Source organism: Streptomyces sp. NPDC001153 (assembly GCF_053598315.1).
Genome location: NZ_JBSFJZ010000007.1, coordinates 15,455 through 30,007 on the forward strand (window position 1 = coordinate 15,455; position 14,553 = coordinate 30,007).

Consider the following 14,553-nt stretch of genomic DNA (forward strand, 5'->3'; position numbering starts at 1 on the left):
AGGGCGCCGGGAAGGCCCGGCGCCCTCATGATCGCCGCTCGACTCAGCCGAGCCGGGACTCCAGTTCCGCCACGATCTCGTTCACGCCGATCGCCGTCTGCTCGCCGGACTCCATGTCCTTCAGCTGGACGACGCCCTCGGCGAGGTCACGCTCGCCGGCCACGACCGCGTAGCGGGCGCCGCTGCGGTTGGCGTTCTTCATGGCGCCCTTCAGGCCCTTGCCGCCGTAGGAGAAGTCCGCCGAGATGCCGACCTTGCGCAGTTCGGTGATCTTCGCGAAGAGGATCCGGCGGGCCTCCTCGCCGAGCGGGACGGCGTAGACCGAGGTCGTGGACGGGAGGTCCAGCTCGACGCCCTCCGCCTCCAGGGCGAGGACCGTGCGGTCGACGCCGAGGGCCCAGCCGACCGACGGCAGCGCGGGGCCGCCGATCATCTCGGACAGTCCGTCGTAGCGGCCGCCGCCGCCCACCGCCGACTGCGAGCCCAGGCCGTCGTGCACGAACTCGAAGGTGGTGCGGGTGTAGTAGTCCAGGCCGCGCACCAGCTTCGGGTCGTCCTCGAAGGACACGCCCGCCTCGGTGATCAGCTCGCGGACCTCCTCGTGGTACGCCTTGCAGCCGTCGCACAGGTAGTCGCGCAGCAGCGGGACGCCGGTCAGCTGCTTCTGCACCGACTCGCGCTTGTCGTCGAGGACCCGCAGCGGGTTGATGTCGACGCGCCGGCGGGTGTCCTCGTCCAGGTCGAGGCCGCGCATGAACTCCTGCAGCGCGGCCCGGTACACCGGACGGCACTCCTTGTCGCCGAGGCTGTTCAGCAGGATCCGGAAGTTGCGCAGACCCAGCGAGCGGTACGCCTGGTCGGCCAGGATGATCAGCTCGGCGTCCAGCGCCGGGTCCTCCGCGCCGATCGCCTCGGCGCCGACCTGGGAGAAGTGACGGTAACGGCCCTTCTGCGGGCGCTCGTAGCGGTACTGCGAGCCCGAGTACCAGACCTTCACCGGGAGGTTGCCCGTCTTGTGCAGGTTGGCCTCCAGGACCGCGCGCAGCACCGGGGCGGTCGTCTCCGGGCGCAGGGCCAGCCTGTCGCCGCCCTTCGTCTCGAAGACGTACATCTCCTTCGTCACGATGTCGGTGGACTCACCGACGCCGCGCGCGAACAGCTCCACATTCTCGAAACCGGGCGTCTCGATGTAGCCGTAGCCGGAGTTCCTGAGGGGCGCGGCGATCGCCTCGCGGACGGCCAGGTACTTCGCGCTGTCCGGGGGCAGCAGGTCGTACGTGCCCTTGGGGGCCTTGAAAGTGCTCACTGAATTCTCGTCACATTCCTCGTCGGGGAGCGTCGAGGTCCGCTCCCAGGCCGGCCGTCACCTGCCGCAGATAGGGGTTGGTGGCGCGTTCCTGGCCGATGGTCGTCTGGGGGCCGTGGCCGGACAGCACCACGGTGGAGTCGTCGAGCGGCAGGCACACGCGGGCCAGCGACTCGAGCATGTCCTCCATGGATCCGCCCGGCAGGTCGGTGCGTCCGATGGAGCCGGCGAACAGCAGATCCCCGGAGAAGAACACCGACGGGATGTCGGCGGTCTCGGGCATCCGGAAGGTCACCGACCCCTTGGTATGGCCCGGCGCGTGCGCGACGGAGAACTCCAGGCCGGCCAGTTCGAGGGTGCTGCCGTTGGTCAGCTCGCGGACGTCGTCCGGCTCCCCCACGGTCAGCTCGCCCAGCAGGGGCATTCCGATGGACCGGCCGAGCGCCTTCTCGGGGTCGCTCATCATGTACCGGTCCTCGGGGTGGATCCAGGCCGGCACGTCGTGCGCGCCGCAGACCGGGACGACCGAGGCCACGTGATCGATGTGCCCGTGGGTGAGGACGACGGCGACGGGCTTGAGCCGATGCTTCTTCAGTGCTTCCTCGACGCCTTCGGCGGCCTGGTGGCCGGGGTCGATGATCACGCACTCCTCACCGGCGGCGGGGGCGACGAGATAACAGTTCGTCCCCCAGGCCCCGGCGGGGAACCCGGCAATGAGCACGATCGTCCTTCGTTGTGTCGATACGGGTGGCCACAAGCTGTGGTCCAGAGCCTACCGGCGCTGCCGTTTCCTCAGCGAACCCATATACGGTACGGGGCTACACGCAGTGGTCGGCTCACGAGCACGCACGCGTAACCGGTCGGCAGCACGACACGCATCGACACGCATCGACACGCATGAGGAGATAACCCGGTGGTCAGCCAGGAGCAGCGGCGGCGTCAGCTCGCCCGGGAGAAGTTCTTGCGGCAGCAGCAGCGGCGTACCCAGGCGCGCCGCAAGGCCGCCGTGCGCAACTCCGTGATCGCATCCGTACTGGGCGTGGTCGTGATCGGGAGTGTCGCGCTGTACACGACCGGGGTGCTGAAGAACGACGACAAGAAGACCAACACCGCCGCGGACGTCACGCCCAGCGCGACCCCGACCAGCAAGGCCCCGGACCCGTGCGCGAAGCCGGCGGCCGGCTCGGCGAAGAAGCTGAGCTGGAAGAAGGAGCCGGCGATGACGATCGACGCGTCGGCGACGTACTCGATGAAGCTCGCCACGACGTGCGGTGACATCGACATCGCGCTGAAGACGGCGGCGGCACCGCACACGGTGAACTCGTTCGATTTCCTGGCGGGCCAGGGCTACTTCGACCACACCAAGTGCCACCGTCTGACCACGACCGGTATCTATGTGCTCCAGTGCGGCGACCCGCAGGGCACCGGCATGGGCGGGCCGGGCTACACGCTCCCGGACGAGAACCTGAAGGACAAGAGCCTGAAGGGCAACACGTACCCGGCGGGCACGGTGGCGATGGCCAACACCGGTCAGAAGCACACCGGCGGCAGCCAGTTCTTCCTGGTCTACAAGGACAGCCCGCTGCCGCCCAGCTACACGCCGTTCGGCACGGTGTCGGACGCGGGCATGAAGGTGCTGAAGAAGATCGCCGCCGCGGGTGCCCAGGCGCCCGATCCGACTTCGGGCAACACCGCTCCCAACGCGACCGTGGTGATCAACAAGGCGACGGTGACGAAGTCCTGACGACGGCCTGAAGCCCGAGACGGCCAACTGCGGAATTTCGGTCGCGCTGGATGCGGACAGGTAACCCGCTGGTCGCCTATGTTGGCCGTGACGAAACTGTGGACGATGCCGGGGGCGCCGAGGCTCCCCGCGGGCATCATGTGGAGGAGGCGCTGTGAGCAGCGACCCGTGGGGCCGCGTCGACGAGACGGGGACCGTGTACGTGCGTACGGCCGACGGCGAGCAGGTCGTCGGATCCTGGGCGGCCGGCTCCCCTGAGGAGGCGCTTGCCTACTTCGAACGCAAGTACGAGGGCCTGGTTGTCGAGATCGGCCTCCTCGAGAAGCGAGTGCAGACCACCGACCTGTCGGCGAAGGACGCCATGGCCGCGATCGACCACCTGCGGGAGCAGGTGGACGCGCACCACGCGGTCGGGGACCTGGACGCCCTCCGCAAGCGGCTGGACAAGCTGGTGGAGACCGTCGAGGCGCGCCGCGAGGAGCGCAAGCAGCAGCGGGCCAAGCAGTCCGACGAGGCCCGCAAGGCCAAGGAGGACCTGGTCACCGAGGCGGAACAGCTGGCGCAGTCCGACCAGTGGCGGGCGGCCGGTGAGCGGCTGCGGGCGCTGGTGGACACCTGGAAGGGGCTGCCGCGCCTGGACCGCAAGTCGGACGACGAGCTGTGGCACCGCTTCTCGCACGCCCGGTCGGCGTTCTCCAAGCGGCGCAAGGCGCACTTCGCGCAGCTGGACGCGCAGCGCGAGGAGGCCCGCCGGACCAAGGAGCGGCTGGTCGCGGAGGCCGAGGCGCTGTCCGGTTCGACGGACTGGGGTCCGACGGCGGCCCGCTACCGCGAGCTGATGGCGCAGTGGAAGGCCGCGGGCCGCGCCCAGCGCGAGCACGAGGACGACCTCTGGAACCGCTTCCGGGGCGCCCAGGACGTGTTCTTCGCCGCTCGCAGCTCGGTGTTCGCCGAGCGGGACGCGGAGCAGACCGAGAACCTGAAGCTGAAGGAGGAGCTGGCCGGGGAGGCCGAGAAGCTCCTGCCGATCGGCGACCTGAAGTCCGCGCGGGCCGCCTTCCGCTCGATCAACGAGCGCTGGGAGGCCATCGGCCACGTCCCGCGGGACGCGCGTCCCAAGGTCGAGGGCCGGATGCACGCGGTCGAGCGGGCGATCCAGGAGGCCGAGGAGGCCGAGTGGCGCCGGACGAACCCGGAGGCACGCGCGCGTGCCGAGGGTCTGACCGGTCAGCTGCAGGCCGCCGTGGACAAGCTGAAGGCGCAGATCGACCAGGCCCGCACCCAGGGCAACGCCTCCAAGGCCGACAAGCTCGAGCGCGAGCTGGAGGGCCGCCAGGCGCTCCTGGACCAGGCGCTGAAGGGCCTGCAGGAGTTCGGCGGCTAAGTCCCCCGCTGGTTGTGTGAAAGGGCCCCGTACGCGCGTACGGGGCCCTTTCTTGTGCGGCGTACGGCCTTACGAGCGGCTCCGCCCGGAGGTGACGCGGTAGACGTCGTACACGCCCTCCACGCCGCGTACGGCCTTCAGGACGTGGCCGAGGTGCTTCGGGTCGCCCATCTCGAAGGTGAACCGGGAGGTGGCCACGCGGTCTCGGGAGGTCTGGACGGCCGCCGAGAGGATGTTGACGTGCTGGTCGGACAGGACGCGGGTGACGTCGGACAGCAGGCGGGAGCGGTCCAGCGCCTCGACCTGGATGGCTACCAGGAAGACCGAGGACTGGGTCGGTGCCCACTCGACGTCGAGGATCCGCTCGGGCTCACGGGACAGCGACTCCACGTTCAGGCAGTCGCTGCGGTGAACCGATACGCCGCTGCCGCGCGTGACGAACCCGATGATCGGGTCGCCCGGTACGGGCGTGCAGCAGCGGGCCAGCTTGACCCACACGTCGTCGACGCCCTTGACCACCACACCCGGGTCGGCGCTGGAACGGCGCTTGCGGCCGCGGCTGCGGGACGGCGGGACCGCCTCGTCGATCTCCTCGGTGGCGGCTTCCTCGCCGCCGAGGGCCTGGACGAGCTTCTGCACGATGTTCTGCGCGGAGACATGCCCCTCGCCGATCGCCGCGTACAGCGCGGAGATGTCCGAGTAGCGCATCTCGTGGGCGAGCGTGACGAGGGAGTCACCGGTGAGGATGCGCTGGATCGGCAGGTTCTGCTTGCGCATCGCCCGTACGATCGCGTCCTTGCCCTGCTCGATCGCCTCGTCCCGGCGCTCCTTGGAGAACCAGGCCCGGATCTTGTTGCGGGCGCGCGGGGACTTGACGAAGCCGAGCCAGTCGCGGGACGGTCCGGCGCCGGGTGCCTTGGAGGTGAAGACCTCCACCAAGTCGCCGTTGTCCAGGGTGGATTCGAGCGGCACGAGCCTGCCGTTGACCCTGGCTCCTATGGTGCGGTGGCCGACCTCGGTGTGGACGGCATACGCGAAGTCGACGGGGGTGGCGCCGGCGGGCAGGGCGATGACATCGCCCTTGGGGGTGAAGACGAAGACCTCGTTGCGGGAGAGGTCGAAGCGCAGGGACTCCAGGAACTCGCCCGGGTCCTCGGTCTCCTTCTGCCAGTCCAGCAGCTGCCGCAGCCACGCCATGTCGTTGATGGCGTCCTTGTCCTTGCCGGAGGCCTTGGGCACGTCCGTACGCACCTTGGAGGCGCCGGCGACGGCCTCCTGCTTGTACTTCCAGTGCGCGGCGATGCCGTACTCGGCGCGGCGGTGCATGTCGAAGGTGCGGATCTGCAGCTCGACCGGCTTGCCGTTGGGGCCGATGACCGTCGTGTGCAGCGACTGGTACATGTTGAACTTGGGCATCGCGATGTAGTCCTTGAACCGGCCGGGGACCGGGTTCCATCGCGCGTGCACGGTGCCGAGGGCGGCGTAACAGTCGCGGACCGTGTCGACAAGGACACGAATCCCCACCAGGTCGTAGATCTCGGCGAAGTCGCGACCCCGCACGATCATCTTCTGGTAGACGCTGTAGTAGTGCTTCGGGCGGCCGGTGACGGTCGCCTTGATGCGGGCGGCGCGCAGATCGGCCTGGACCTCGTCGGTCACTATGGCCAGGTACTCGTCACGCTTCGGCGCCCTTTCGGCCACCAGCCGTACGATCTCGTCGTACATCTTGGGGTAGAGGATCGCGAACGCGAGGTCCTCCAGCTCCCACTTGATGGTGTTCATGCCGAGGCGATGGGCGAGCGGCGCGTAGATCTCGAGCGTCTCGCGCGCCTTCTTCTCCTGCTTCTCGCGCTTGAGGTAGCGCATGGTGCGCATGTTGTGCAGGCGGTCGGCGAGCTTGATGACCAGGACGCGCGGGTCCTTGGCCATCGCCACGACCATCTTGCGCACGGTCTCGGCCTGCGCGGCCTCGCCGAACTTGACCTTGTCCAGCTTGGTGACGCCGTCGACGAGCAGGGCGACCGTGTCGCCGAAGTCGCGGCGCAGCTGGTCGAGGCCGTACTCGGTGTCCTCGACGGTGTCGTGCAGCAGCCCCGCCATGAGCGTGGCCGGGTCCATGCCCAGCTCGGCGAGGATGGTGGTCACGGCGAGCGGGTGCGTGATGTACGGGTCGCCGCTCTTGCGCTTCTGGCCGCGGTGCCAGCGCTCGGCGACCTGATAGGCGCGCTCGATCTGCCGCAGAGTCGAGTTCTCGATCTTCGGATCGTTGCTGCGCACTATCCGCAGCAGCGGTTCGAGAACCGGGTTGTAGGGGTTCGCGCGCTGCACACCGAGGCGGGCCAGGCGGGCGCGGACGCGGTTGGAGGAGCCGGTGCGGCCGGGCTGGACGACGGGCGGGCGCACCACGGGCGGCTGGGCCGGGCGCTCGGGCGGGGCGGGCTTGGGACGTGAGGCCTCGGCAGCCTTCTCGACGGGCGCGGACTGGGCGTGCTCGATCGGCCCGCGGGTGTCGTTCTTCGCGTTGGACACGTGCGGCGCGGGCTTCGCCGTGGCGGCCGAGGCGGACTCGGGCTTTGCGGCGGTCAGGTGCTGGGCCTCGTCTGGCAAGAGGACTCCTCGTGCGCGATCCGGGTCCCCCGGTCAGGCTCCGGAGACCCCATGGTAGCGATCCTGCGGCTGGTCATCGCCTTCAGCCGGAAGTGAGGACCGTCCACCTCTGCAACGCAGGGGGTCGGCGCTGGATTCCGGAAGGTGGATTCCGGGTGTTCGCGGGGCGTGCGGGGGGTGTCCCGGCGATGGCCTCGTGCGGGTGGTGGAGCGCCATCGCCAGCGGCGGCTGCGGGAGACGGATGGCGCGAAAGCCCGACGACGGCCCACCGGGAACACGGGCCTGGCAGCGCCCGAACCGCGCAGCTCGCCACCACCGGACACCGGAACCCCGAGGCCGAGCGTCATCGCCGTCGACGGCTGCCGGGCGCACGGGCCTGGCAGCGGCCGAACCGTCCAGCTCGCCACCACCGGACACCGGAACCCCGGCGCCGAACGCCATCGCCGAGGACGGGCCACCGGGGGGCAGGGGCCTGCTGGCGGCCGGACCTGTGGCGTCTTCGTCGTCGGTGGCTGTCGGGGGGCTGGTGGCGGCAGGTTTTCGGCCCGCCGGGGGTGTCTGGGACGGGGTGGCCCGCGATGGCTGTCCTGACGGGGGTTGTCCGGGGCCGGATTCGGGCCGGGTTCGGGCCACTGGTCGGCCATGTGCCCGTGGCCATGTGTCCGCGGCCACGGGTGGCGAGTGCGACCCCGTGGGGACCACCCGCACCCGGCGACGAGAGCCGCGCGGGTGGGGCGGGCAGAAGCACAAAGCGGCCTGCGGCGAAGCCGAGGCCGCTTTGTGCAGCAGTCCGCTCAGGGCGCTCAGACCTGAAGCAGTGCCTCCAGCGGGGACCCGCCCAGCGCCGGCTCCAGCCTGACCCGGCCGCCCAGGAAGCCCAGTTCCATCAGCACCGCCAGCCCGGAGACCTCGGCACCGGCCCGCTGGATCAGCTGGATCGCGGCCTCGGCCGTACCACCCGTGGCGAGGACGTCGTCCACGATCAGCACCCGGTCACCGGAGGTCAGGTCCTCCGCGTGCACCTCGATCTCGGCCGAGCCGTACTCCAGGTCGTACGCCTGGCGCAGCGTCGCTCCGGGGAGCTTGCCCGCCTTGCGGACCGGGATGAAGCCGAGGCCCGCGCGGACGGCGACCGGGGCGCCCAGGATGAAGCCCCGGGCCTCCAGGCCGACGATCTTCGTGGCGCCGGTGTTCGCGGCGATCTCGGCCAGCGCGTCGGTGAGCGCCGTGAACGCGGCCGGGTCCGCCAGGAGCGGGGTGATGTCCTTGAACATCACGCCCGGCTCCGGGTAGTCGGCGACGTCCCGGATGCGGCTGAGCAGCAGTTCCCTGATCTCGGTCATCGGCGCTTCCCGGACGGTCGGCCACGGCCCCGGCCACGGGACGCGGGCTGGTTACGGGGGCCCACGACGGCGGGCGCCGCATCGGCGTCGTCGGTGTCGGCGCGGTCCGCGCCGAGGTCCTCCTCGACGGCGGCCTGGGCACGCTTGGCCAGGACCCGCTTGGTGAGGGCCTTCATCGCCGGCTCGCGCTCCTTGAGGTCGGCGACGAGCGGCGTGGCGATGAAGATCGAGGAGTACGCACCGGCCGCGAGACCGACGAACAGCGACAGCGAGATGTCGTTCAGCGTGCCGGCGCCGAGGAAGCCGCCACCGATGAACAGCAGACCGGCGACCGGCAGCAGGGCGACGACCGTGGTGTTGATGGAGCGGACCAGGGTGCCGTTGATCGACCGGTTGGCGATGTCGCTGTAGGTCCAGCGGGTCTGCTTGGTGATGTCCTTCGTCTGCTCCTTGAGGCTGTCGAAGACGACGACCGTGTCGTAGAGCGAGTAACCGAGGATCGTCAGCAGACCGATGACCGTACCGGGCGTGACCTCGAAGCCGACGAGGGCGTAGATACCGGTGGTGATGGTGATGTCGTGGATCAGCGCGACCAGCGCGGCGACGGCCATGCGCCACTCGAAGGCGATCGCCAGGTAGATCACGACGAGAACCATGAAGATGCCGAGGCCTTCCCAGGCCTTGTTGGCGATCTGCTGGCCCCAGCTCGGGCCGACCAGGTCGGCAGCGAGATTCTCCGGGTTGAGGTTCAGGTCCTTGGCCAGGGTCTGCTTGATCTGGTCGGACTTGCCGGTGTCGATGCCGGCGATCTGGATGCGCAGGCTGCCGTTGCCCAGCTTCTGCACGATCGCGTCATGGCCGGAGGCGTCCTTGGCGTAGGTCTCCGCCTGGGTCACCGAGGTGCTCATCTTGGTCGGCGTGGTGAAGACCGCGCCGCCCTTGAACTCGATGCCCATGTTCAGGCCGCGCACCGCCAGGCCGACGATGGCCGTGATGGTGATCAGGATGGAGATGCCGTACCAGATCTTGCGCTTTCCGACGAAGTCGTACGAGATCTCGCCGCGGTGCAGTCGAGCGCCGAGGTTGCCGAGTTTCGACATGGCTCAGGCCTCCTTCGGGTCGACGGAGCCGGCGGCGGGGCCGGCGGGACGGCGGGTACGGCGCAGCGGCGGCTTGGCACCGAGGCCCTTCGGGTCGAGGCCGGACCACTTGTGGCCGCTCGCGAAGAACTTGCGGCGGGCGAGCAGTGTCATCAGCGGCTTGGTGAAGAAGAAGACGACGACGACGTCGAGCACGGTGGTCAGGCCGAGCGTGAACGCGAAGCCCTGGACCTTGCCGACGGTCACGATGAACAGGACGGCGGCGGCGAGGAACGACACGAAGTCCGAGACCAGGATGGTGCGCCGGGCGCGCGGCCACGCCCGCTCGACGGCGGGGCGCAGCGAGCGGCCCTCGCGGATCTCGTCCCGGATGCGCTCGAAGTACACGATGAACGAGTCCGCGGTGATACCGATGGCGACGATGGCACCGCAGACGGCCGGCAGGTTCAGCGCGAAGTGGATGGCCGGGCCGAGCAGCGACATGATCACGTAGGTGAGGATCGCCGAGACCAGCAGCGAGGCCATCGCGACGACCGAGAGGCCGCGGTAGTAGACCACCAGGTAGATCACGACCAGGGCGAGGCCGATCGCGCCGGCCAGCAGACCGGCGTGCAGCTGGTCACCGCCGAGCGCGGCGGTGACGGTGGTGACGGACTGCTCCTGGAAGGAGAGCGGCAGAGCGCCGTACGACAGCATGTTGGCGAGGCTCTGGGCGTCCTGCTGGGTGAAGCTGCCGGAGATCTCCGCCTGGCCGCCGGTGATGGCCTGCTGCACGAACGGGCTGGAGACGACCTCGCCGTCGAGGACGATGCCGAACTCGTTCTGCGGGGTCTGGTTCTTCGCCAGCTCGCCGGTGATGTCGGCGAACTTCTTGGCACCGCTGGAGCTGAAGGTCATCTGGACCTGCCAGCCGGAGGCGCCCTGGGTGTCGAAGACGGCCTGCGCCTTCTTCACCTCGGTGCCGTCGACGGCGGCCGGGCCGAGCACGTACTTGTACCAGACCTTCCGGATCTGGCCGCAGGCGATCGTGGGCTCGCCGGGCTTGCTGGCGCCTCCGACCTTGGCCCGCTCGGCGGGCTTGGAGCAGTCCAGGGCGGCGTACTGGGCCTGGAGCTTGGCGGCGGCGCTGCCGGCGCCGGAGGAGGCCGAGGGGGTGGCCGAAGGGGTGGCCGAAGGGGTGGCCGACGGCTTGGAGCTGCCGGAGGCGGAGGCGCTCGGCGAGGGAGTGGAGCCGGCCTTCAGCGCGTCACTGACGGCGCGGCCCTGGGAGGTCGCCGAGGCCTTGGGGGACGCGGTGGAGGACGAGGACGCCTTCTGCTTGGAGGAGGCGCCGGAGGGGCTCGCGCTCGGCTTCGGCGAGGAGCTGCCGCTGGGGGACGCGCTGGGCGACGGGCTCTGCGTGGCGCCGCCGCTGGGCTCGCTGGCCAGGACCGGGCGGAAGTACAGCTTGGCCGTGGTGCCGACCTGCTGCTGGGCTTCCTTGGAATTGGTGCCCTTGGGGATGTTGACGATGATGTTGTCGGACCCCTGGGTCTGCACCTCCGCCTCGGAGACGCCGAGGCCGTTGACGCGGCGGTTCATGATGTCGACCGCGGTGTCCATGTTGGCCTTGTTGATCGCGGACCCCTGGTCGGCCTTCGCCTTGAGCGTGATGCTCGTACCACCGGCGAGGTCGATGCCGAGACGCGGAGTTCTGTTCCCGGAGAGGAACATGCCTCCGGTCAGCGCCACGATGGCGATCAGGATGAGGGCCAGCGAGCGCCCCGGCTTGCTCTGGGCACTCGCGCTCCGGCCCCTCTTAGGTGCTGCCACCTTCTCGTACTCCCTCTCGGGCCGGCCCGCGCGGTCGGCGCGGTCGGCCATGACATGGTGTCGGGCTGTTCCGTTCGGGAAACAGACGCGCCCGGTGGTGCGGGGCGGGATCATGCCGCGCAGCGCACCACCGGGGCGTGACTACTTCGCGTCGGAGTCGCCGTCGGTCTTCTTCGGCTCGTCCTCCGCCTTGGCCTCGGCGGCCTCGGCCGTGTCGGTGCCGTCCTCGTCGGCGTCCTTCTTACCGAGGTCGACGGCCTTGTCGTCGGAGGCGGCGGCAGCGGGCGAGTCGGACTCGTCGGTCTCGGTGAGGGAGGAGGCGTCGTCCGGGACGATGTCGGCGTCGGACTTCAGGTCGTGCTCGACGCCGTGGACGATGCGGTTGTACTCGTCGTCGCTGAGGACGGCGCCGATCGCGTTCTTGGCGAAGAGGAGCTCGACGCCCGGGCCGGCGTCGAGAAGGACCGTGTCCTCGTTGACCTCCTTGACCGTCGCGTACATTCCCCCGATCGTGCGGACACCGGAGCCAGGCTGCATCTCGTTCCGCATGGTGGCGGCCTGCTGCTGCTTCTTCTTGGCCGAGCGTGTCATCAGGAACATGGCCGCGATGAGCACGATGAAGGGGAGAAGGGTAAAGGCATTCACGGGACGGGGTTTCCTTCGCGCGACCGCGACGGAGAGCGGCCTATGGGATGGGGGTGTGGTAGGCGCCGCCCGCAAGGGCGGCATCGGCGGAGTCTAAGCGAGTCCGCGCGCATGGAACAACGCTCAGCATGGCACCTGAGTTCCTGCCCGGGCCAATGCCCTCGCCGTCACCCCTTACATCATCGCGCCGTCAGGTCCCGAACAGGTCCTGTTGTCCGCTTCCCCCCGTCGTCCCCCCGCTCGCCGAATGGGGCGGGGTCAGGCCGAGGTGCGCCCAGGCGGCCGGTGTGGCGACCCGGCCGCGCGGGGTGCGGGCCAGCAGTCCCTCCCGGACGAGGAAGGGTTCGGCCACCTCCTCGACGGTCTCCCGCTCCTCCCCCACCGCGACGGCCAGCGTGGACAGGCCGACCGGGCCGCCGCCGAACAGTTTCAGCAGGGCTTGCAGGACGGCGCGGTCGAGGCGGTCGAGGCCGCGCGCGTCGACCTCGTAGACGGCGAGGGCCGCCGCGGCGATCTCTCGGGTGATCAGGCCGTCCGCCTTGACCTGCGCATAGTCGCGGACGCGGCGCAGCAGGCGGTTGGCGATACGGGGCGTGCCCCGCGAGCGGCCGGCGATCTCGGCGGCGCCGTCCGGCTCGATCTCGACGTCCAGCAGGCTCGCCGAGCGGTGCACGACCCGCTCCAGCTCGTGCGGCTCGTAGAACTCCATGTGCGCGGTGAAGCCGAAGCGGTCGCGCAGCGGGGGCGGCAGCAGGCCCGCGCGCGTGGTGGCGCCGACCAGGGTGAACGGCGGCAGCTCCAGCGGGATCGCGGTGGCGCCGGGGCCCTTGCCGACGATGACGTCGACACGGAAGTCCTCCATCGCCATGTACAGCATCTCCTCGGCGGGCCGGGACATGCGGTGGATCTCGTCGAGGAAGAGGACTTCTCCCTCCTGGAGGGAGGACAGGATCGCGGCGAGGTCGCCTGCGTGCTGGATGGCGGGGCCGGAGGTGATGCGGATGGGGGCGCCCATCTCGGCGGCGATGATCATCGACAGGGTGGTCTTGCCGAGGCCGGGCGCGCCGGAGAGCAGCACATGGTCGGCGGTGGCGCCCCGCGCGCGTGCGGCCCGCAGGACGAGGTCGAGCTGTTCGCGGACCTTCTCCTGGCCGATGAACTCGCCGAGGTCCTTGGGGCGCAGGGCGGCCTCGACGGCCTGGTCCTCCCGGTCGGCGGACGCACCGACGAGCCGCTCGGAGGCGGGGGTGTCGGTCGTGTCGTCCCAGTTCATGTGGTGTGCCTCGATCGTCGTGGGTCAGCGGGCGCGGTTCGGCGGGCCGGTGTCGCGTGGGTCAGCGGGCGCGGTTCAGGGTCTGCAGGGCGGACCTGAGCAGCTGTCCGACCTGGGGGGTGCCGCCGGCGGCCTCGGCCTGGGGCGCCACCGCGGCGACGGCCTCGTCGGCCTCGCGGGTGGCGTAGCCGAGGCCGATGAGGGCCGCGTGCAGCTGGTCGCGCCAGCCCTGGGTGACCGGGGCGCCGACCACGGGCGCGCCGACGGGCTCGCCGAGCCGGTCCTTCAGCTCCAGCAGCAGCTTCTGCGCGCCCTTCTTGCCGATACCGGGGACGGCGGTGAGGGCCTTCTCGTCACCGGTGGCGACGGCGCGGCGCAGCGCGTCCGGGCTGTGTACCGCGAGCATGGCCTGGGCCAGGCGCGGGCCGACTCCGCTCGCGGTCTGCAGCAGCTCGAAGACCTGGCGCTCGTCGTCGTCGGCGAAGCCGTACAGGGTCAGCGAGTCCTCGCGGACGACGAGCGAGGTGTGCAGCTTGGCGGGCCGGCCGATGCGGAGCGTGGACAGTGTGTCCGGCGTGCACTGGACGGCCATGCCGACGCCGCCGACCTCGACGACCGCGGCGTCCGGGGCGAGCGCGGCGACCGTGCCGCTGACGAAGGCGATCATGCCGTACGGCCTTTCGTTGCGTTGACTGTGTGGCGGGCGACCGCCTGCTGGAGCCGGTTCTGGGCGGGGGCGCGCCAGATGTGGCAGATGGCGAGCGCGAGGGCGTCGGCGGCGTCGGCCGGCTTGGGCGGCGCCGACAGCCGGAGCAGCCGGGTCACCATGGCCCCGACCTGCGCCTTCTCGGCACGGCCGCTGCCGGTGACGGCGGCCTTGACCTCGCTGGGGGTGTGCAGGGCGACCGGGATGCCGCGGCGGGCGGCGCACAGCATGGCGACGGCGCTGGCCTGGGCGGTGCCCATCACCGTGCGCACGTTGTGCTGGCTGAAGACGCGCTCTACGGCGACGTACTCGGGCCGGTACTCGTCCAGCCACTGCTCGAGGCCCTGCTCGACGGCGAGGAGGCGGTGGCTGAGATCGGCGTCCACGGGCGTACGGACGACGCCGACGCCGAGCATGGTGAGCGGGCGGCCCGCGACGCCTTCGACGACGCCGACACCACACCGGGTCAGTCCCGGGTCCACCCCCAGTACCCGCACCGGGCCCCTCCCTCCGATCGCCTCGATCACGTGTTTGTGCAGGCTATCGGGTCCCACTGACAATGACGGCGGGCCGGTGGGGGTACTGGGGGTGGACCCGGGACTGACCCGGTGTGGTGTCGGCGTCGTCGAAGG

12 protein-coding genes are annotated in these 14,553 nt (G+C 70.4%); 2 read left to right on the plus strand and 10 right to left on the minus strand.

What is annotated here, in order from left to right:
• Positions 1-43: 43 nt before the first annotated feature.
• Both hisS and ACWDEN_RS09820 read right to left on the minus strand, forming a co-directional pair.
• Positions 44-1,306 (minus strand): histidine--tRNA ligase, encoded by a 1,263-nt coding sequence (gene hisS / locus ACWDEN_RS09815; RefSeq protein ID WP_351616068.1) that lies wholly within the window; start codon positions 1,304-1,306, stop codon positions 44-46.
• A 10-nt stretch (positions 1,307-1,316) separates the two neighbouring features.
• On the minus strand, positions 1,317-2,027 hold the full coding sequence (locus tag ACWDEN_RS09820) for an MBL fold metallo-hydrolase (protein WP_351616070.1): 711 nt from the start codon (positions 2,025-2,027) through the stop codon (positions 1,317-1,319).
• Positions 2,028-2,219: 192 nt separating this feature from the next.
• Between ACWDEN_RS09820 and ACWDEN_RS09825 the strand changes: the two genes are divergently transcribed.
• Together ACWDEN_RS09825 and ACWDEN_RS09830 are read left to right on the plus strand one after the other, a co-directional pair.
• Positions 2,220-3,050, plus strand: a complete 831-nt coding sequence (locus ACWDEN_RS09825; RefSeq protein WP_351616073.1) for a peptidylprolyl isomerase — start codon at positions 2,220-2,222, stop codon at positions 3,048-3,050.
• A gap of 154 nt (positions 3,051-3,204) precedes the next feature.
• Entirely contained in the window at positions 3,205-4,434 is a 1,230-nt protein-coding gene (locus ACWDEN_RS09830; protein ID WP_351616075.1) for a DUF349 domain-containing protein, read from the plus strand.
• A 69-nt stretch (positions 4,435-4,503) separates the two neighbouring features.
• On the opposite strand, the gene ACWDEN_RS09835 is transcribed toward ACWDEN_RS09830, so the two are convergent.
• From ACWDEN_RS09835 to ruvC, 8 genes are all read right to left on the minus strand, one after another.
• Entirely contained in the window at positions 4,504-7,041 is a 2,538-nt protein-coding gene (locus ACWDEN_RS09835) for a RelA/SpoT family protein (RefSeq protein ID WP_351616078.1), read from the minus strand.
• Positions 7,042-7,845: 804 nt separating this feature from the next.
• Entirely contained in the window at positions 7,846-8,385 is a 540-nt protein-coding gene (locus ACWDEN_RS09840) for an adenine phosphoribosyltransferase (RefSeq protein ID WP_351616081.1), read from the minus strand.
• The gene (gene secF, locus ACWDEN_RS09845) at positions 8,382-9,485 is read right to left on the minus strand and encodes a protein translocase subunit SecF (RefSeq protein WP_351616084.1); all 1,104 of its coding nucleotides are present in this window, start codon (positions 9,483-9,485) and stop codon (positions 8,382-8,384) included. Before secF ends, ACWDEN_RS09840 begins: the two co-directional genes overlap by 4 nt.
• A 3-nt stretch (positions 9,486-9,488) precedes the next feature.
• Positions 9,489-11,297: a protein translocase subunit SecD gene (gene secD, locus ACWDEN_RS09850; protein ID WP_450858456.1), complete on the minus strand. Its 1,809-nt coding sequence runs from the start codon at positions 11,295-11,297 to the stop codon at positions 9,489-9,491.
• Between the two features lie 141 nt (positions 11,298-11,438).
• Entirely contained in the window at positions 11,439-11,942 is a 504-nt protein-coding gene (gene yajC / locus ACWDEN_RS09855; RefSeq protein ID WP_351616087.1) for a preprotein translocase subunit YajC, read from the minus strand.
• Between the two features lie 190 nt (positions 11,943-12,132).
• The gene (ruvB, locus tag ACWDEN_RS09860) at positions 12,133-13,215 is read right to left on the minus strand and encodes a Holliday junction branch migration DNA helicase RuvB (RefSeq protein WP_450858281.1); all 1,083 of its coding nucleotides are present in this window, start codon (positions 13,213-13,215) and stop codon (positions 12,133-12,135) included.
• A 61-nt stretch (positions 13,216-13,276) separates the two neighbouring features.
• Positions 13,277-13,882 (minus strand): Holliday junction branch migration protein RuvA, encoded by a 606-nt coding sequence (gene ruvA, locus ACWDEN_RS09865; RefSeq protein ID WP_450858283.1) that lies wholly within the window; start codon positions 13,880-13,882, stop codon positions 13,277-13,279.
• Positions 13,879-14,418 (minus strand): crossover junction endodeoxyribonuclease RuvC, encoded by a 540-nt coding sequence (gene ruvC, locus ACWDEN_RS09870; protein ID WP_351616096.1) that lies wholly within the window; start codon positions 14,416-14,418, stop codon positions 13,879-13,881. Before ruvC ends, ruvA begins: the two co-directional genes overlap by 4 nt.
• Between the last annotated feature and the right edge of the window lie 135 nt (positions 14,419-14,553).

Excerpts from the sequence above, each read along its gene's own strand:
- ruvB (WP_450858281.1), bottom strand. The coding sequence starts at position 13,215 with ATGAACTGGGACGACACGACCGACACCCCCGCCTCCGAGCGGCTCGTC.
- secF (WP_351616084.1), bottom strand. The coding sequence starts at position 9,485 with ATGTCGAAACTCGGCAACCTCGGCGCTCGACTGCACCGCGGCGAGATC.
- ACWDEN_RS09840 (WP_351616081.1), bottom strand. The coding sequence starts at position 8,385 with ATGACCGAGATCAGGGAACTGCTGCTCAGCCGCATCCGGGACGTCGCC.
- ruvA (WP_450858283.1), bottom strand. The coding sequence starts at position 13,882 with ATGATCGCCTTCGTCAGCGGCACGGTCGCCGCGCTCGCCCCGGACGCC.